Source organism: Cellulomonas sp. H30R-01 (assembly GCF_010119915.1).
In the GTDB taxonomy this organism is placed as follows: domain Bacteria; phylum Actinomycetota; class Actinomycetes; order Actinomycetales; family Cellulomonadaceae; genus Cellulomonas; species Cellulomonas algicola.
Genome location: NZ_CP048210.1, coordinates 2,208,379 through 2,226,096, shown reverse-complemented (window position 1 = coordinate 2,226,096; position 17,718 = coordinate 2,208,379). Strand labels below are relative to the sequence as shown.

Genomic DNA, 17,718 nt, shown 5'->3' with positions numbered 1-17,718 from the left:
CGGCGACGGGCGCGAGCGACGTGCGACGTCCGGACAGACGACGAGCCGGCCGCACCCTGAGGGGTGCGACCGGCTCGGTGAGCTGCGGTGCTGCCGGTTCAGCCGGCGCGGCGCTGGCGAGCGGTGCGGCGCTTGAGCGCGCGGCGCTCGTCCTCGGACAGGCCGCCCCAGACGCCCGCGTCCTGACCGGTCTCGATCGCCCACTTGAGACACGTGTCGACGACGTCGCAGCGACGGCACACGGCCTTCGCCTCGTCGATCTGCAGCAGCGCCGGACCCGTGTTGCCGATCGGGAAGAACAGCTCGGGGTCCTCGTCGAGACACGCTGCGCGGTGGCGCCAATCCATGACAGATCTCTCCTTGGGCACACGGCTGCCCGACGCCCTGGGGTTGAGGGCGCGCGACTGCCGGGTGTGATCGGGGTGGGGGGGACGTGCTCCATCTAGGGTCACATCACGGTCGACGGCGCACAAGGGGTTACGAGAACGTTTCGCTTGGGTAACGACTGAGGCGTTGGTCACATCTGTGCGCGGCCTGTGGGCGCCGCCGCGGTCACGATGCCGGATTGCCGAACGTTTGTCCAGGTCAGAGCACCTGATCAGCATGCGGGAGCCGTCGCCTCCGACGCGCCCCTCGTGAGCGCCGGGCCGCCTAGGCTCGGGTCCGTGACCCCCCGCCCGCGCCTCCTCGCTGTGACCTGTGTCCTAGTGCTGCTCGAATCCGTGGTAGTGGCGGGTCTCGGGGTGGCCTTCGTGGTCTCGCTCGTGCGCGGCGCGACCGCCCTCGCGGCGCCGACGGCGTTCCTCGTCGCGTTCTGCGCGGGCATCGCGGCGCTCCTCGTGCTCGCGGCGCGGGGCCTGTGGGCGGGTCGCCGGTGGGCGCGGTCGCCGGTGATGACGTGGCAGGTGCTGCTCGTCGTGCTCGCCGTGGGGTGGCTCGGTCAGGAGGTCACGGCCTGGGCCGTCGCGGTCCTCGCCGTGGCCGTGGCCGTGGGGGTCCTGCTCGTCCTGCCGCCGGTCGTCGCCGCGACCGCTCACCGTGCGGCCGACGGGTCCGACCGCGCGTCGTAGACCTGCACGGGGACGGTCCGGCGGTCGACGACCAGGACGGCGCGCCCCGGCGGGCGCTCCTGCGGGTCGACCAGCCAGGGCGCCGAGGGTCCGACCAGCTCCGCGCCGGCCGGGTCGTGCGCGTCGAGCACCAGCAGCTGCCGCGCACGCACGAGCGCGGCGTGCGGCCCGCGGAACGCGCCTGCCGCGTGGGCGGTGGACGCGGCGACGACGCGCGCCCCGCGCCGTTCGCGGACGAGCCGTTCGACCGCGTCGGCACCCTCCGGTGACACGCGCTCGAGCTCGTCGAGGTCGTCCACCAGGAGCACCGCGTCGTCGGGCACCGCGCCAGGCGCGACGCCCGGCACGTCGGACAGTCCCGACGGGGCGTGCTCGTCGCGACGTCCGAGCGGGTCGTGCCCGCCGGGCGGTCCGGACGGTACGGGCGCGGCGGGCGGTCCGGGCGGTACGTGCGCGCCGAGAGGTCCGGACGGGACGCGTGCGCCCGGAGGTCCGGACGGGACGAGTGCGCCGGGCCGGTGCGACGGGATGGAGCCGTCGCGCTCGTCGACGAGCCGTACGACGCGCGCTCCTGCCGCTCGCAGCCCCGCAACCACCACGGCGAGCGCCGTGGTCCGACCCGAGCCTGGCGGTCCGACGACGAGCAGAGGCCGCGCGGTGTCGACGAGCACCTCGCCCGCGTCGTCGCCGCCCACGCCGATCGGGACGGCGGAGCCCACGGCACGTCGCGAAGGAGCGTGCTCCGCCGGCGCGGGTCCCGTCGCGTCACGTCCTGCCGACGCCGTTTCTGTCGTGTCACGTCCCGCCGACGCGGGTCCCGTCGTGTCACGTCTCGTGGTCGCGCGTCCCGTCGTCGGACGTCCTGCCGTCGCTGTCTCCGCCGTCGCGCGTGCCGCGGTCGCTGTCTCCGCCGTCGCGCGTGCTGCCCTCGCACGCTCCGCCGCTCCTTCACGCCGCACGTGCGGCGTGAAGGAGACCACCTCGCTCGGGTACGCGGGTGACGTCGGCCCAGCGGGCGCGACGGCGGCGAGGGGGGCGGGCGGGGGCAGACGCACGGAGTGGGGGAGGGGCGCGACCCGCACGACGGAAGGGTCGAGTGGCAGCGGCCCAGTCCCAGTCCCAGTCCCAGTCCCAGTCCCAGTCCCAGTCCCAGGCACGGGCGCGGGCACCGGTGAAGGCGCGGACGCAGCCGCACCCGCACCCGCACCCGCACCCGCACCCGCACCCGCATCCGCATCCGCATCCGCACCCGCAAGCAGGGGCACGGGCGCTGGCGCGGGCAGAGGCGCGTCCGCAGGCACGAGGGCGGTCGTCGCGGGTGCAGAGGCGCAGGCTGACGCGTGCGAGCGCTCGGCCGTCGCGACGACGACGGCGACGGTGTGCTCCGGCGGCACGACGACGTGGCAGAGGACGGCGTCACCGTCGCGCAGGTGCACGCCCCGCCCGGCAGGTCCGCGCGGTCCGGTGAGAGCCGCGGGCACGCCCGCCAGGGCGTCGAGCGACGGGTCGCCGACCGGCAGCACGAGCCGGTCGCGGAAGGCCGCGGCGTGGTGGAGGGCCGCGGTCGTCACGTCTGCCGTGGCGGCGACGGCGATGTGACCGTCGCCGCGCCAGCACGCGGTGAGGCGGTCGGCGCCGGCGCCGCGCGCGAGGGTCGCCAGGCGGTCGAGCGCGTCGGTGAGGCCGTCGACGAGCAGCAGCGCGGGCGACCTCGACGCGGCGAGGAGCTCGAGCAGGCGTGCGAGTCGGCGGACCTCGTCGACGGCGACGACGGTGCCGAGGCGGCCGTGCGCGTCGGCCTGTCGCAGCCGTGCCACCGCGGCGGCGGGGAGCCCGACGGCGTGCACGGGAACGCCCGCGGCCAGCGCCTGCACGCCGAGCGTCGTGAGGGTCGTCGTGCGGCCCGAGCCGGGTCCGCCCAGGACGAGGAGGTGACCGCGGCCGGGCTCCCAGCGCACCGGGCACCGGCGTTGCTCCTCGGGGAGGTCGCCGAGCGCGACCGCGAGGCCAGGTCCGTCGGGCACGTCGCGCACGTCGACGCGTGCGGGCAGGGCGGGCACCCACGGGACGTGCCCGGCGCGCCGGCCGACGGCAGCGGCGACGGCGGCCTCGACCCAGGCGCGGACGCCCGGGTCACGGCCGCTGCCTCGGACACCCACCGTGCCGTCGGCTGCCGGTGAGATCACCGCGACGCGTGGACCCGGGTCGTCCGCCGACACGCGGGTGGTCTGCGGCCCGGGGTCGCCGGCCCGCCTCGGGAGGTCGACGACCGGCCGGGGCACCCAGCCGGCGGGGGCGCCGGCACGTCCGACGGGCGCGAGCCGGGCGGGCGGCGCGCCCGTGCCCGGACGTGGGCGCGCGACCTGGACGACCTCCGTGGGCAGCGACCCGCGACGCAGGACGGCGCGGCCAGGGGTGCGCGGGTCGAGGCGGGCGGCCCCGGGGTCGTCGACGACGTCGCGTGAGTCCGCGTCGTCGGCGACCCGCAGCGCGACGCGCAGCTCGACGTTCGCACGCAGGTCGGCGGTCACGACGCCCGCCGGCCGCTGCGTGGCGAGCACGAGGTGGATCCCGAGGGCGCGGCCCTGCGCGGCGAGCCGTGCGAGCGTCGCGACGGCGTCGGGGACGTCGTCGGCGAGCGCCCGCAGCTCGTCCACGACGACGAGGAGCCGGGGTGGTGTCGCCTCGTCGCGCGGGTCGAGGTCGGCGACGTCCTGCGCGCCGCGCGCGGCGAGCAGCCGCTCGCGCCGCCGGGTCTCGGCGCGCAGCCCTGTCAGCACGCGCCGCGTCCGGGCGGCGTCGAGGTCCGTGACGTGGTCGAGCACGTGGGGGAGACGGGCGACCGCACCGAGCCCGGTGCCGCCCTTGAAGTCGACGAGCAGGACGGCGAGGCGCTCGGGCCCGTGGGTGAGGGCGAGCGCGAGCACGAGGGTCGTCAGGAGCTCCGACTTGCCCGCGCCGGTGGTGCCGGCGACGAGCGCGTGGGGGCCGTCGGTGACGAGGTCGACCGCGACCGCCTCGCGACCGGCGCCGCGCCCGAGGCGTGCGAGGAGTCCCGTCCCCGCGGTCGACCAGGCCGCGAGGACCGCGTCCGGACGAGCGGCGGGGACGCCGGGGAGGTCGCCGAGCGCGACGTGCTCGGGCGGCGCGTCGACCGGGGGCCGTGCACCGGAGAGGTCGCGGAGCGTGCGGGCACGCAGGAGCTGCGCACGGGCGCGCTCCGCGGTGACGGCGTGCCACGGGACGACGGCAGGTGCTGCGCCCGCGGCGTGCAGCCGTGCACCGTCGGGCGCGACCTCCAGCACGTGGCGGCACCAGGCGGGCACCTCGGCGCGGCGACCGAGCACGAGCAGCAGGCGGTGCCGTCCCGGGGTACCGGTGCGCCAGGCGGCGAGCCTCCCGAGGGCCTCCGGGTCGTCGCACACGACGAGGGCTCCGGGGTCGTCGGGTGCCGGCAGCGGCTCTCGCGGCTCGACGGGGGCGGTCCAGCCCCAGGCCTGCGGTCGGCCGGAGACGACGACGAGGTCGGCGGCCGCGTGGCTGCCGAGCTCCGCGAGCACGACGGCCCGCGCGCTCGCGGCCGTGTCCTCCGGGTCGCCGACCACGGCGAGGCAGCCGTCGGCGGACCACGGGACGCCGCCGCGTACGCGGCCGCCGCGCCCCAGCGTCGCCGCGGTCGTGACGAACGTGAGGTCGGCAGGGTCGCGCGGTGCGCGCTCCGGTGCGGGCGCGGCACCGCCCGTCCCCTGCCCGTGCCTCTGCCCGAGGTCGTGCGCGTGCGCCGAGCGGTCGGTCCCGTCCCGCCCGTGCCCTGCGCGGTCCGTCCCGCCGCGTCGGCGCCGACGTCGCGCCAGGTGCACGCCGAGGCCGACGAGCGGCACGACGAGCCCGACGACGAGCAGCGCGGGCTGTCGCAGCACGAGCGCGAGCGCGACGCTGCCTGCGAGCGGCGCGAGCCAGGTCACCACCTGCTCGGTGTCGCTGCGCCCGTGCTCGGGCGCTGGGTGACGGGTGCGGTCGGGACCGTCGTCCTCGCCCCACGGAGCCGGTCCGACGCGCAGGGCGAGCGACGCGCGGCCCATGACGAGCACGTGGTCGGCCCGCCACCGGACCCAGCGGCCCGGTGGGAGCACGTGCGTGCGGCGGCGCACCCCGGCCGCGGACGTGGACGTGCGCGACGCGACGAGCGCCGCGCCCGAGGCGCCCGGGCCCACGTCCGGTGGGACGCGGCCCGGTCGTGCGGCGGCGCCCCTCGCGCGCAGCGAGCCGGCCGGCGTGGTCCGGCCCGTGACAGCGGTGCGCGGCGCGTCACCCGTCCGCCACCGCCGCGGACCGGTGACCGGCGTGCGGCGGGAGGTCGACGACGCGGTCACCCGGACGTGGACGCGACGTCCGCGCCCGCGGACCTCGACGACACCCGCCCGGGGGACGTCGGCCCCGGGAGGGCCCCCGGCGGCCGTCCTGCCGTGGCGCCCCTCCCCGAGGTCGCCCGCGTCGTCGAGGTCGCGGGGGGCGAGGTCGCCGTCGGTCCCGAGCGTCACGACACCGTCGTCGGGGACCGCGACGAGCGCACCGCCCGCGGGTCCGGCGACGACGGCGACGTGCCGCCCCGCCTGGACGGCGAGCCGCTCGGGTGGCGGCTGCCCGGGACCGGCGCGCAGGACGGCCCCCGGGAGGAGCGGGTGCTGGCCGACGGGGTGCGTCTCGTCGAGCACGGCGTCGTCGACGGCCAGCCGGACGGCGCTGCTCGCCCAGCCGGACCAGCCGGTGAGCCGGGCGAGGTGCGGCCGGAGCGCGCCGACCGTGGTGCCGGGGTCGACGTCGACCTCGGTCGTGCACGGCGCAGGGCCGCGCGCCGGGTCGGGGTGGACGGCGAGGAGGCGCACCCGGCGAGGGTGCCGCGTGCGGGTGCGCCGCGATCGGCGGGCCCGTGGGAGCTGTGGACGTCGCCACCACCCACAGGCCCGCCGGTCGGCTCGCGGTCGTCAGTCGACGGCCAGCGCCGCCACGGGTGACGTCCGGGCCGCGGACCGACCGGGGAGCACCGACGCGAGCAGCCCGGCGGCGAGCGCCACGGCCAGGACCATCAGCAGGTCGTCCCACGGCAGCGCGAGCTGCATCTCGCCCATCCCGGCGAGGATGATCGCGGCCCCGGCCCAGCCGTACAGCAGCCCCAGCAGCGTGCCGAGCACCGCGCCCATGCCGGCGATGAGCATCCCCTCGTAGGCGAGCATCCACCGCAGCTGGCGCCGCGACATGCCGATCGCGCGCAGCGTCGCCGACTCACGCCGCCGCTCGATCACGGACAGGGACAGCGTGTTCGCAACCCCGACGACCGCGATGACGACCGCGACGCCCAGCAGCCCGACGACGACCGCGAGCAGGTCGTCGATGAGGTTCTCGTACTGCTGGCGCTCGGCGCCGGCGCTCTCGACGAGCACCGCGTCGGACGACACCGCGTCGTTGATCGCGAGCGCGGTCGTCGCGGCGTCGACGTCGGGGTCGAGCCTCACCCACAACGTCTGCACGGGCGCGTCGCCGACCAGCCCGCGCAGCGTCGCGGGCGTGACGACGGCGTCGACGCCGCCGAGCGACGAGTGCACGGCGCGCAGCGTGGCCGACTCGCCCGTCGGCTCTCCGTCGGTGCCGACGGCCTCGACCGTCGTGTCACCCTCGGTCACCGTGTCCTCGCGCGCGGCCGGCAGGACGACCGTCCCGTCCTCGAGCCGGTCGAGCGCGTCGGCGTCGCGCAGCACCGCGGCGGCCTCGGCCGGGTCGGGTGCCCGCAGCACGACGAAGGTCCCGTCACCCAGGACGACGGAGGCGGTGGGCACCTCGACGACCTGCTCGACGCCGGGGACGTCGGCGACCTCCGCGACGACGGACGCCGGGACGGACTCGTCGCCCGCGCCGCCGACCGCGCTGATCGCGACGTCGACGGGGTAGTGGTCCTCGAGCCCGGCGGTGATCGAGCGGCGTGCGCTCGCCGCGCCGGTGCTCATGAGCACGACGAGCGTGACGCCGATGAGCAGCGCGGTGCTGGTCGTGGCGGTGCGCCGGGGGTTGCGCAGCGTGTTCGCGGCGGCGAGGCGAGCGCTCGTGCCGGTCGTCGCGAGCGCACGGCCCGCGAGCGAGACGACCCGCGGGATCCAGAAGACGGCACCCAGCAGCACGCCGACGAAGGACAGCGCCCCGCCGAGGACGCCGAGCCCGAGCAGCAGGACGGGCTCGCCGACCTGGGCGGCGCTCGCGGCGACCGCGACCAGCAGGCCTGCGGCTCCGCCGAGGAGGAGCAGCAGGGACAGCGCGAGCCGGACGCGGCCGCCGCGTGCGGACACGGACGGCGCGTCGACCGGACGCAGGGCCGCGACCGGGGAGACGCGGGTCGCCTCGCGGGCCGGGACGAGCGACGCGACGGCGGTGACCAGCGTGCCGACGAGCAGCGGCACGAGCACGACGGTCGGCGTCACGGCGATCGTCGAGGGCAGCGGCGTGCCCGTGTCCGCCCGGGCGAGGACCGCGAGCGCGGCCTGCGCGAGGCCGAGCCCCAGCACGACGCCGCCGACCGAGGCCGCGATCCCGAGGACCGTCGCCTCGAACAGGACGGACAGGCGCAGCTGGCGCTTGACGGCGCCCACGCACCGCAGCAGCGCGAGCGTGCGGGCACGCTGGGCGACGAGCACCTGGAAGGTGTTCGCGATGACGAGCGCGGCGACGAGCAGCGCGACCGCCGCGAAGCCGAGCACGACCATGACGAGCGCGTTGCCGGAGCCGGTGATCTGCTCGACCGCGGCCTCGGCGGCCTCGCGCTTGGTGAGGACGTCGGCGTCGTCGAGCGCCGTGGTGACGTCGGCCTGGACCTGCGACGAACCGTCGGTCACGACGAGGATCTGCGCGGGCACGCTGTCCTGCGCGGCCTCGCCCGACCACTCGAGCACGTCGGACGTCGTCGCGAGGCCCGCGCCGCCGTAGGCGGACCAGGCGCCCGCGGGGTCGTCGGCCAGGCCGACGACGGTCACGTCGCCCTCGTGCTCGGTCCACTCGCCGTCGTCGGACGGCGACGACCAGCGCACCTCGAGGGTGTCGCCGACCGCCGCGTCGAGCCGGTCGAGCGTCGTCGCGGGCAGCGCGACCTCGCCCGCGGCCGCGGGGACGCGGCCGGTCGGGGCGACGACCGACGCCAGCCGCTCGTCGCCCGGCTGCGCGAGCAGCATCTGGTAGGTGGTGCGCGCGCCGTTCGACAGCTCGGCACCGCCGAGCAGGAGCGGGTCGGCCGCGAAGACACCGGGCACGTCGCGGACGGTGTCGAGGTCCTGGACCGCGGCCCCGGACGTCACGACGAGGTCCGCGTCGCCGAACTGCGCGGTCACCGAGTCGTACCCGGTGCGCTGCAGGACGTTCCCGGCGACGAGCGTCGCGGCGAGGAACGCGGTGCCGATCGCGATCGCGACGGCGGCGGCCGTGAGCCGGCCGACGCTGCGCCGCATCTGCGCGAGGGTGAGGCGCAGCATCAGGCGCTCACCGCCGAGCCGGTCGGCGTCTCGAGGGTCCGCAGCGCGTCGAGCCCGGCGAGGACGGCGTCGGGCGTCGGGTCGACGATGTCGCCCGCGATGCGCCCGTCGGCCAGCAGGACCACGCGGTCGGCGTACGCGGCGGCGGTCGGGTCGTGCGTGACCATGATGACCGTGCGGCCGAGCTCGCGCACCGAGCGACGCAGGAAGCTCAGCACCTCCGCGCCGGAGCGCGAGTCGAGGTTGCCCGTCGGCTCGTCGGCGAACACGACCTCGGGCTTGGCGATCAGCGCGCGGGCGATCGCGACGCGCTGCTGCTGCCCGCCGGACAGCTCGCTCGGGCGGTGCGTGAGCCGCTGCCGCAGGCCGAGGGTGTCGACGAGCGTGTCGAGCCACGCCGGGTCGGGCTTCTGCCCAGCGAGCTCGAGCGGCAGCAGGACGTTCTGCTCCGCGGTGAACATCGGCAGCAGGTTGAACGACTGGAACACGAACCCGACGCGGTCGCGGCGCAGCCGCGTGAGCGCACCGTCGTCGAGCCCCGACAGGCGGGTCGTGCCGAGCATCGCCTCGCCCGACGTGGCCTGGTCGAGCCCCGCCAGCAGGTGCATGAGCGTCGACTTGCCCGACCCGGACGGGCCCATGATCGCGGTGAAGGCCCCCGCGGCGAAGTCGACGTCGACGCCGTCGAGCGCGCGCACCGCGGCGGCGCCCTGGCCGTACACCTTCGTCAGACCGCGCGCCCGTGACGCGACCGCGTCCTCGCGCCGGGGGTCGGGACCGGTGGCAGGTCCGGACGGTACGTACACGGTCGTGTCCACGACAAGGGCTCCTCGAGGGTGGGACGGACGACGTCGGTCGACGACACCTCGACGGTAGGTCGGCCGGTGCGCCGCCCGCGTCGGGCCCGGGTCGCGACCACGGACCGGTGTCGTACGCCCTGGGACGGACGCCCGCGACGGTGCGGTGCGACCGCCGGAGCAGCCGCGACGCCCGTCAGGACGGACGTCACTCGCCGGGGCGGACGAGCTCCGTCTCGTAGGCGATGACGACGGCCTGCACGCGGTCGCGCGCGCCGAGCTTCGCGAGGATCCGCCCCACGTGCGTCTTGACGGTCGCCTCGGCGACGAACAGGTCCTGCCCGATCTCGGTGTTGGAGCGGCCCTTGGCCATGAGGACGAGGACCTCGCGCTCGCGGTCGGTGAGCTCGGCCACGGCCGCGCGGGCGGGGTCGCTCGGCGCGCCCGGCCGGTCCGGCGGCAGGACGGTGACGAGGTGCTCGAGCAGGCGGCGCGTGCTCGACGGTGCGATGACCGCGTCACCGCGGTGCACGGTCCGGATCGCGGCGAGCATCTCCTCGGGCGGCGCGTCCTTGAGCAGGAAGCCGCTGGCCCCCGCGCGGATCGCGGCGAGCACGTACTCGTCGAGGTCGAAGGTCGTGAGCACGATGACGCGCGGCGCGGGCACCGCCTCGGACGCACCGGCCGTGAGGTGCGCGGTCGCGGTGAGCCCGTCCATGGTGGGCATCCGGACGTCCATCAGCACGACGTCGACCTGACCCGTCGCGCGCGTGAGCGCCTGCACGGCCTGTGCGCCGTCGCCGGCCTCGAGGACGACCTCGAGGTCGGGCTGGGAGTCGATCACCATGCGGAAGCCCGCGCGCACGAGCTGCTGGTCGTCGACGAGCGCGACGCGCACCGGGGGCGTCGTGGTCTCGGTCATCGGTCGTCCTGTCGGGAGGAGGCGGCGGGCGGGGGAGCGTCGAGCGTGCTGGTGGCGGAGGGGGGTGCCGCGACGGCCGGGCCGGTGGGCAGCTCCGCGCGCACACGGTAGCCGCCGCCGGGTCGCGGGCCCGCGGTGACGGTGCCGCCGAACAACGCGGCACGTTCGCGCATGCCGAGCAGGCCGTGGCCGAGCCCGTCCGTGCCCGCGGACGCGCCGCGCCCGTCGTCGGAGACCTCGAGCGCGAGCGCGTCGGGACGCCACGACATCACGACCGTGACGGACGGGTCGGGGCCTGCGTGCTTGAGCACGTTGGTGAGGGCCTCCTGCGTGATGCGGAACGCCGTGAGCCCGACTCCGGGCGGGAGGTGGCGCGGGGTCCCGGTGCGCACGAGCGACACGCGCAGGCCGCTCGCGCGCACCTGCTCGACCAGGTGCGGCACGTCGTCGACGGACGGCTGCGGCGTGACGGCAGGTCCGGAGGGTGTCGGTGCGGCCGGTCCGCCGCCCGCGGGGACCGCTGTGCCGAGCGCCGCGGCGGTCCCGGCCGGCGGTGCGACGACGGGGATGCTCCCGGTGGGCGTCGGCGGGCCCTCGCGCAGCACGCCGAGCAGGCGGCGCATGTCGGTGAGGGCCGCGCGCCCGGTCTCGCCGATCGTGCCGAGCGCGCGCGTCGCGGCGGCGGGGTCGGCGCTCGCGGCGTACCGGCCCCCGTCGGCCTGCGCGATCATGACGGTGAGCGAGTGCGCGACGATGTCGTGCATCTCGCGCGCGATGCGTGCGCGCTCGGCGGCGGTCGCGATCTGGGCCTGCTGGTCGCGCTCGCGCTCGAGCTGGGCGGCACGGTCGACGAGCGCCTCGAGCGTCTCGCGACGCGAGCGGCGGGCGAGGCCGAACGCCCACACGGCCGCGGCGACGGACCACACGAAGATCGTCGTCGCCACCGCCGAGGGCGGGTTCCACCAGGTGACGAGCGTGATCGGGAGCAGCACGCCGCCCACGAGCGCGCCGACCATCGCGACACGATGGGCCCAGCGGGGCCCGTGCACCGTGACCGAGTAGAGCGCGACGAGCACCGCGAAGTCGGCGGGGATCATCAGCGGCGTGACGAACAGCATCTGCAGCAGCGCGACCGAGTAGACGGTCGCGGCCGAGGCCGCGGGCCGGACGCGTCGCCAGGCCAGCGGCGCGATGAGCAGGAATGCCACGAGCAGGTCGGGCACCGCGCGCGCCGACGAGCCGTCGAGGAAGTTGACGTTGAGCGTGAGGCCGATCAGCAGCACGAAGAGCGTGCCGACCAGGTCGACGACGAACCGGTGGGAGTCCTCCCAGCGCAGCACCCGGTCCCACCAGCTCACGCGACGAGCCTAGGCGGGCCGGTGCCGTGCGTCGTGCACCCGCGGTCGGACCCCTGCGGGTTCGGGGCACGACCGCGGGAGGACCCGTCCGTCGTCGGCGTGCCCCCGAGGAGGCGCCCCGGCACGCGCGGAGGGTGCGCGCCGCGCCGACCTCGACCGACATCGCGTGGGCACTGGCGGACCAGACCGTCCCGTGACCTAGCATGGGGCGATGACCCAGGTGCTGCTGGCGGAGGACGATCCCGCGATTGCCGAGCCTTTGGCCCGCGCCCTCGGGCGTGAAGGTTACGACGTGCGCGTGCAAGGCACGGGTCAAGGTGCGATCGACGGTGCCTCGTCGGCCGACCTCGTCGTGCTCGACCTCGGGCTGCCCGACATGGACGGGCTCGACGTCGCACGCGCGATCCGCAACCAGGGCCTCACGACCCCCGTCCTCGTGCTCACCGCGCGCGCCGACGAGGTCGACCTCGTCGTCGGGCTCGACGCGGGTGCCGACGACTACGTCACCAAGCCCTTCCGGCTCGCGGAGCTGCTCGCCCGCGTGCGGGCGCTCCTGCGTCGCAGCGTGGGCGACCCCGCGGACGAGGACGAGCTGCACGCGCAGAACGTGCGCGTCGACGTCGCGGCGCACCGCGCGTTCCAGGGCGAGCGCGAGCTGCACCTGACGGCCAAGGAGTTCGACCTGCTGCGCGTGCTCGTCGCCGCCGCGGGGACCGTCGTCGCGCGTGAGACCCTCATGCGGGAGGTGTGGGGCTCCGACCCGACGGGCTCGACCAAGACGCTCGACATGCACGTCTCGTGGCTGCGTCGCAAGCTCGGCGACGACGCGGGCGCCCCGCGCTACGTCACGACGGTGCGCGGCATGGGCTTCCGGTTCGAGACGGGCGCGGGCGAGCGGGTCTGACGCGTGCGCCGTCGCGTCCTCCAGGCGACGATCGCGGCGGTCACCGTCGCGGTCGTCCTGCTGGGCTTCCCGCTCGCGTTCCTCGGCGCGCAGCTCGTCCGTGAGAACGAGCTGCGCCGGCTCGAGGCACGGCTGGACTCGGCGGCCGAGACCGTCGACTTCCGCGCCGACTCCGGCATCGCCTACACCGACCGCATGCTCGAGCCCGCGGCGGGCCGGGTCGACGAGATCCCCGCGAACGTCGTCGTCCGCACGACCGACGGCGAGATCTACGAGGCGGGCACCCCGGTCGAGGGCCGCGCGCTCACGCTCGAGACCACGACGGACTCGCACGCCGTGGTCGTGCTGTCGGTCTCGTTCTGGGACGTCTTCTGGGTGAGCGCCCGCGTCATCGCGCTCGTCGTCGTCGCGGCGGTCGTGGCCTTCGCGGCGGGCATCGCGATGGCGATCTGGCAGGCGAACAGGCTCGCCGCACCCCTCGTCTACCTCGCGGCGTCGGCCGAGCAGCTCGGGTCGGGGCAGGTCCGGCCGCGCCTCGAACCGTCGGGCGTCGAGGAGATCGACCTCGTCGCGGCCGAGCTCGCCCGGTCCGCCGACCGCATGGCGGGGCGCCTGGCCGCCGAGCGGCAGTTCGCGTCCGACGCGTCCCACCAGCTGCGCACGCCGCTCACCGCGCTGTCCATGCGGCTCGAGGAGATCACGCTCGCGACCGACGACCCGCAGGTGCGCGAGGAGGCCCGCATCTCGCTCGAGCAGGTCGAGCGCCTCGTGCGGGTCGTCGACGACCTGCTCACGAGCTCGCGCCGCGCGCAGGGCGGCACGACCGAGGCCGTCCCGCTCGTCGACGTCGTGCACCAGCAGGAGGAGGAGTGGGCCCCGACGTTCGCCGCGGCGGGCCGGCGCCTGGTCGTCGAGGTCGACCCCCAGACCCAGGTGCTCGCGACGCCCGGCGCGCTCGCGCAGGTGCTCGCGACGCTCATCGAGAACTCCCTCAAGCACGGGGCGGGGACCACGACGGTGCGGTCGCGCACGGGCGGGCCGTCGGGGGCGGTCGTGGTCGAGGTCGCCGACGAGGGCACGGGCGTGCCCGACGAGCTCGCGGGCCGGATCTTCGAGCGTGAGGTCACGTCGGGTGCGGGAACGGGGCTCGGCCTCGCGCTCGCACGCGACCTCGCCAGCGCCGACGGCGGCCGCCTCGAGCTCGCGCAGCGCCGTCCGGCGGTCTTCGCGCTCTTCCTGTCCGGGGTGCCCGCGTCCATGCGCCCGGACGTGGTCCTGCCGCTCGGCGCCGTGGTGTCGGCACGGCCCGACCGTCGCCGACGCTGATCGGCCGAGCGGGCGAAATGTCGCGATTCGGGCCCTGAGTCGGGGGTCTGCGCCGACGGCTCGCGTACCCTTCCGTGGACGGACCGGCACCGCCGCCCGTGATCCCCGCACCCGGAAGGAAGGCGAGCTCGTGCGCCGCATCACGCCCGCGACGCAGCACTACGTCTGGGGCTCGACGACGGCCATCCCCGACCTGCTGTGCAGCGTCCCGGACGGCCGCCCCGTGGCCGAGGCCTGGTTCGGGGCGCACCCGAGCGCTCCCGCCGTGGTGCACGACGACGAGCTCGACGTGCCGCTGGACCGCGTGATCGCCGACGACCCGACGGCGACGCTCGGCGAGGACGTCGCGACCCGGTTCGGCGGCGAGCTGCCCTACCTGCTCAAGGTGATCGCCGCGGACTCGCCGCTGTCGCTCCAGGTGCACCCGAGCCGCGAGCGCGCCCGCCGGGGGTACGCGGCCGAGGACGCCGCGGGCGTCCCGCTGCGTGTGGACCACCGCAACTACCGGGACCGCAACCACAAGCCCGAGCTCGTGTACGCGCTCACGCGTTTCGACGCGATGGTGGGGTTCCGGGCCCCGCGGCGTGCGGCGGAGCTCCTGCACGGCCTCGACGCGCCGCTGGCCGCGGACCTGCGCGGGCTGCTCATGGCGGACCCGACGTCGGCGGGTGTGCGCGCGGCGTTCGAGTGGCTGCTGTCGCCCGAGACCCGCCCCGGCCAGGGCGACGTGCAGAAGCTCGCGGACGCGTGCGCGCAGCGGCTGGCCGACGGGTCGCCCTCGCCGCGGACGGACCGGACCGTCATGCGCCTCGCGGCGGCGTACCCGGGCGACGCGGGCGCGGTGACGTCGGTGCTGCTCAACCCGGTCACGCTGCAGCCCGGCGACGCCCTCTTCGTGCCGGCCGGCGCGGTGCACGCGTACCTGCACGGCGTGGGTGTCGAGATCATGGCCAACTCCGACAACGTGCTGCGGGCCGGCCTGACGGGCAAGCACATCGACCTGCCGGAGCTGTTCGCGAACCTCGACGTCGTCGCGGCCCCGCCGATCCGCATCGCGCCCGAGCGCGTGTTCACGTCGACGGAGATCTTCTACGCACCCGTCGACGACTTCGAGCTGTCCGTCACACGCCTGACCGACGAGGGCGCGACGCGGATCCCGGGGCGGGGGCCGCGCGTGCTCCTGTGCCTCGAGGGGGAGGTCGAGGTGCGCGCGCAGGACGGCGAGCCGATGGTGCTGACGCGGGGGCAGGCGGCGTTCGCGCCGGCGAGCGACGGGGTGCTGACGGCGTGGGGCGACGGCGTCCTCATCCAGGCCGACGTGCCCTGACGGCCGGTCGACCGCTGCTCAGGCGGCGGTGCGGTGCCCGGTGAACACCCAGCGCTTGTAGCCGACGTACCGCAGGACGGTCCCGACGGCGATGCCGACCACGGTCGCCACGTTGTCGGCCAGCGGGGTGTCGAGCTGCAGCACGTAGTGCGAGAACGCGAGCGTGAGGATCGGCACGGCCGCCCCGACCAGGTTGATCGCGCCGTACACGACGAGCTCGCGACCGTGCCGCTCGGTGCGGTGCGACGCGAAGGTCCAGTAGCGGTTGCCGAGCCAGGAGACGACGGTCGCGAGCGCCATCGAGACGATCTTCGCGGTGATCGGCTTCGCCTCGAGCAGCTCGCCGGGACCGAACCGGAGCAGGTTGAAGACGCCGATGTCCACGACGAACGCGACGCCGCCGACGGACAGGAACCGGGCGACCTCGAGACCACGCGCGCGCAGCGCCGCGAGGCGGAGCGCTGGCTGCGGCCGCGTGCCGGACGTGCGCGGCACGTCCGCGAGGCGGCGCTCGTCGGTGGCACTCACGGTGGTGGTCTCCTCGCCTGGGCTGCCGCGAGAATAGCGGGGCCACCTGGGAACCGGCAGGGTGAAGGCGCCGGCGGTCCGCGCTGAAGCGATTCGACGTGCGCGGTGGACGCCGCGCAGGGCGCGACGTCCGCTCGGTTAGGCTCGACGCCCGTGGCAGCTCCTGTGGTGGCGGTGGTCGGCGGCGGTCAGCTCGCACGGATGATGGCGCCGGCGGCGACGGCGCTCGGCGTCCACCTGCGCGTCCTCGTGGAGGACGCGTCGTCGTCCGCCGCGCTGGTCGTGGTCGACGCGCCCGTCGGGGCGGCGTCCGACGCGGCGGCGATCGAGGGCATCGTCGACGGCGCGACCGCGCTGACGTTCGAGCACGAGCACGTGCCGAACGACCTGCTCGAGCGGCTCGCCGACGCGGGTGTCGCGGTCCGGCCGGCCGCGGGCGCCCTGCGGCACGCGCAGGACAAGGCCGTCATGCGGCGCCGCCTCACCGCGCTCGGGGTGCCGTGCCCGCGCTGGGCACCGGTCGCGGACGCCGACGACCTGCGCGACTTCCTCGCCGCGAACGGCGACCAGGCGGTCGTGAAGACCACGCGCGGCGGCTACGACGGCAAGGGCGTGCGGGTGGTCCGGTCGGCCGCCGAGGCCGCCGACTGGCTCGCGGCCGCCGCCGACGGGTCGGGCGCGGCCCTCATCGCGGAGGAGAAGGTGCCGTTCACGCGCGAGCTCGCGGTCCTCGTGGCGCGGCGGCCGAGCGGCGAGGTCCGCACCTGGCCCGTGGTCGAGTCCGTGCAGCGCGACGGCGTGTGCGCCGAGGTCGTGGCGCCCGCACCCGACCTGCACCCCGCGACCCGCGACCAGGCGCTCGACGTCGCGGTGCGCGTCGCCGAGGGGCTCGACGTCGTGGGCGTCCTCGCGGTCGAGCTGTTCGAGGTCGCCGGGCACGACGGCGCGCCGACGGTGCTCGTGAACGAGCTCGCGATGCGCCCGCACAACTCGGGTCACTGGACGATCGACGGCGCGGTCACCAGCCAGTTCGAGCAGCACCTGCGCGCGGTCCTCGACCTGCCGCTGGGCGACACGTCCGCCCGCGCGCCGTGGACCGTGATGGCCAACGTGCTCGGCAGCGCGCTCGACGAGCTGACCGACGCGCTCGACGACGTCGCCGCGGCGGACCCGCAGGCGAAGGTCCACCTGTACGGCAAGCAGGTCCGCCCGGGCCGGAAGCTCGGGCACGTGAACGTCAGCGGCGACGACCTCGACGAGGTGCGTCGCCGCGCCCGGGACGCGGCCGCGCGCCTGCGCGGCGAGCGGCCCTGACGCCCCCCACCCCCTCGTCCCGGCGCGCGCCGCGGACCGCACGGACGGAGACACCGTGACCACGACGCAGCCCCTGGTCGGGATCGTGATGGGCTCGGACTCGGACTGGCCCGTCATGGAGGCCGCCGCGCTCGCGCTCGACGAGTTCGGCGTGCCCTACGAGGTCGACGTGGTGTCGGCCCACCGCCAGCCGGACAAGATGCTCGACTACGGGCGGACCGCCGCTGGGCGCGGGCTGCGCGTGGTCGTCGCGGGCGCCGGGGGAGCGGCCCACCTGCCGGGCATGCTCGCGTCGGTCACGACGCTGCCCGTCGTCGGCGTCCCCGTGCCGCTCGCGCACCTCGACGGTCTCGACTCGCTGCTGTCGATCGTGCAGATGCCCGCGGGTGTCCCCGTCGCGACCGTGTCGGTCGGCGGTGCGCGCAACGCGGGGCTGCTCGCGGTGCGCATCCTGGCGGCCGGCGCCGACGAGGACGCGGCCCGGCTGCGCGACGCGATGGCGCGGTTCCAGGACGGCCTGCGCGCGCAGGCGGACGCCAAGGGCGAACGTCTGAGGGCGCGCGCGGCGGGCCGACCGGCGACCGGGTTCTCCGCCTGACCGGTCGCTCCCGGCCGGGTGTCGTGCCCCCCTTGTCCGTCGCTCCCGGCCTGGTCGGGGGGC

13 protein-coding genes are annotated in these 17,718 nt (G+C 76.4%); 6 read left to right on the top strand and 7 right to left on the bottom strand.

Going from position 1 to position 17,718, the window contains the following annotated elements:
- Positions 1 to 98: 98 nt before the first annotated feature.
- Positions 99 to 347 (bottom strand): WhiB family transcriptional regulator, encoded by a 249-nt coding sequence (locus GXP71_RS09880; RefSeq protein WP_013771685.1) that lies wholly within the window; start codon positions 345 to 347, stop codon positions 99 to 101.
- 396 nt (positions 348 to 743) lie between these two features.
- Here GXP71_RS09880 and GXP71_RS09875 point away from each other — a divergent pair, with 396 nt between their 5' ends.
- Positions 744 to 1,070: a hypothetical protein gene (locus tag GXP71_RS09875; RefSeq protein WP_238402708.1), complete on the top strand. Its 327-nt coding sequence runs from the start codon at positions 744 to 746 to the stop codon at positions 1,068 to 1,070.
- Here GXP71_RS09875 and GXP71_RS09870 read toward each other — a convergent pair.
- From GXP71_RS09870 to GXP71_RS09850, 5 genes are all read right to left on the bottom strand, one after another.
- The gene (locus tag GXP71_RS09870) at positions 1,034 to 5,956 is read right to left on the bottom strand and encodes an FtsK/SpoIIIE domain-containing protein (protein WP_162352512.1); all 4,923 of its coding nucleotides are present in this window, start codon (positions 5,954 to 5,956) and stop codon (positions 1,034 to 1,036) included. The two genes, GXP71_RS09875 and GXP71_RS09870, sit on opposite strands and share 37 nt — an antisense overlap.
- A 99-nt stretch (positions 5,957 to 6,055) precedes the next feature.
- Positions 6,056 to 8,581, bottom strand: coding sequence for an FtsX-like permease family protein (locus tag GXP71_RS09865; protein ID WP_162352511.1), 2,526 nt, complete (start codon positions 8,579 to 8,581; stop codon positions 6,056 to 6,058).
- Positions 8,581 to 9,399, bottom strand: coding sequence for an ABC transporter ATP-binding protein (locus GXP71_RS09860; protein WP_370521006.1), 819 nt, complete (start codon positions 9,397 to 9,399; stop codon positions 8,581 to 8,583). Before GXP71_RS09860 ends, GXP71_RS09865 begins: the two co-directional genes overlap by 1 nt.
- A gap of 187 nt (positions 9,400 to 9,586) precedes the next feature.
- The gene (locus GXP71_RS09855; RefSeq protein WP_162352510.1) at positions 9,587 to 10,300 is read right to left on the bottom strand and encodes a response regulator transcription factor; all 714 of its coding nucleotides are present in this window, start codon (positions 10,298 to 10,300) and stop codon (positions 9,587 to 9,589) included.
- Positions 10,297 to 11,658: a sensor histidine kinase gene (locus tag GXP71_RS09850; protein ID WP_162352509.1), complete on the bottom strand. Its 1,362-nt coding sequence runs from the start codon at positions 11,656 to 11,658 to the stop codon at positions 10,297 to 10,299. Before GXP71_RS09850 ends, GXP71_RS09855 begins: the two co-directional genes overlap by 4 nt.
- A gap of 211 nt (positions 11,659 to 11,869) precedes the next feature.
- Between GXP71_RS09850 and GXP71_RS09845 the strand changes: the two genes are divergently transcribed.
- The 3 genes from GXP71_RS09845 (at position 11,870) to manA (ending at position 15,215) form a co-directional block, all read left to right on the top strand.
- The gene (locus tag GXP71_RS09845) at positions 11,870 to 12,562 is read left to right on the top strand and encodes a response regulator transcription factor (RefSeq protein ID WP_124341173.1); all 693 of its coding nucleotides are present in this window, start codon (positions 11,870 to 11,872) and stop codon (positions 12,560 to 12,562) included.
- A gap of 3 nt (positions 12,563 to 12,565) precedes the next feature.
- Positions 12,566 to 13,888, top strand: a complete 1,323-nt coding sequence (locus GXP71_RS09840; protein ID WP_124341174.1) for an ATP-binding protein — start codon at positions 12,566 to 12,568, stop codon at positions 13,886 to 13,888.
- Between the two features lie 130 nt (positions 13,889 to 14,018).
- On the top strand, positions 14,019 to 15,215 hold the full coding sequence (gene manA / locus GXP71_RS09835) for a mannose-6-phosphate isomerase, class I (protein WP_162352508.1): 1,197 nt from the start codon (positions 14,019 to 14,021) through the stop codon (positions 15,213 to 15,215).
- Between the two features lie 18 nt (positions 15,216 to 15,233).
- On the opposite strand, the gene GXP71_RS09830 is transcribed toward manA, so the two are convergent.
- The gene (locus GXP71_RS09830; protein WP_124341176.1) at positions 15,234 to 15,743 is read right to left on the bottom strand and encodes a GtrA family protein; all 510 of its coding nucleotides are present in this window, start codon (positions 15,741 to 15,743) and stop codon (positions 15,234 to 15,236) included.
- A gap of 153 nt (positions 15,744 to 15,896) precedes the next feature.
- On the opposite strand from GXP71_RS09830, the gene GXP71_RS09825 reads away from it, so the two are divergent.
- A complete protein-coding gene (locus GXP71_RS09825; protein ID WP_162352507.1) occupies positions 15,897 to 17,057 on the top strand; it encodes a 5-(carboxyamino)imidazole ribonucleotide synthase in 1,161 nt (386 codons plus the stop codon).
- Positions 17,058 to 17,145: 88 nt separating this feature from the next.
- Positions 17,146 to 17,655 (top strand): 5-(carboxyamino)imidazole ribonucleotide mutase, encoded by a 510-nt coding sequence (purE, locus tag GXP71_RS09820; RefSeq protein ID WP_162354290.1) that lies wholly within the window; start codon positions 17,146 to 17,148, stop codon positions 17,653 to 17,655.
- Positions 17,656 to 17,718: the final 63 nt, after the last annotated feature.

Coding starts and splice junctions, on each gene's coding strand:
- GXP71_RS09845 (WP_124341173.1), top strand. CDS start 11,870: ATGACCCAGGTGCTGCTGGCGGAGGACGATCCCGCGATTGCCGAGCCT.
- GXP71_RS09880 (WP_013771685.1), bottom strand. CDS start 347: ATGGATTGGCGCCACCGCGCAGCGTGTCTCGACGAGGACCCCGAGCTG.
- GXP71_RS09855 (WP_162352510.1), bottom strand. CDS start 10,300: ATGACCGAGACCACGACGCCCCCGGTGCGCGTCGCGCTCGTCGACGAC.
- GXP71_RS09865 (WP_162352511.1), bottom strand. CDS start 8,581: ATGCTGCGCCTCACCCTCGCGCAGATGCGGCGCAGCGTCGGCCGGCTC.
- purE (WP_162354290.1), top strand. CDS start 17,146: ATGGGCTCGGACTCGGACTGGCCCGTCATGGAGGCCGCCGCGCTCGCG.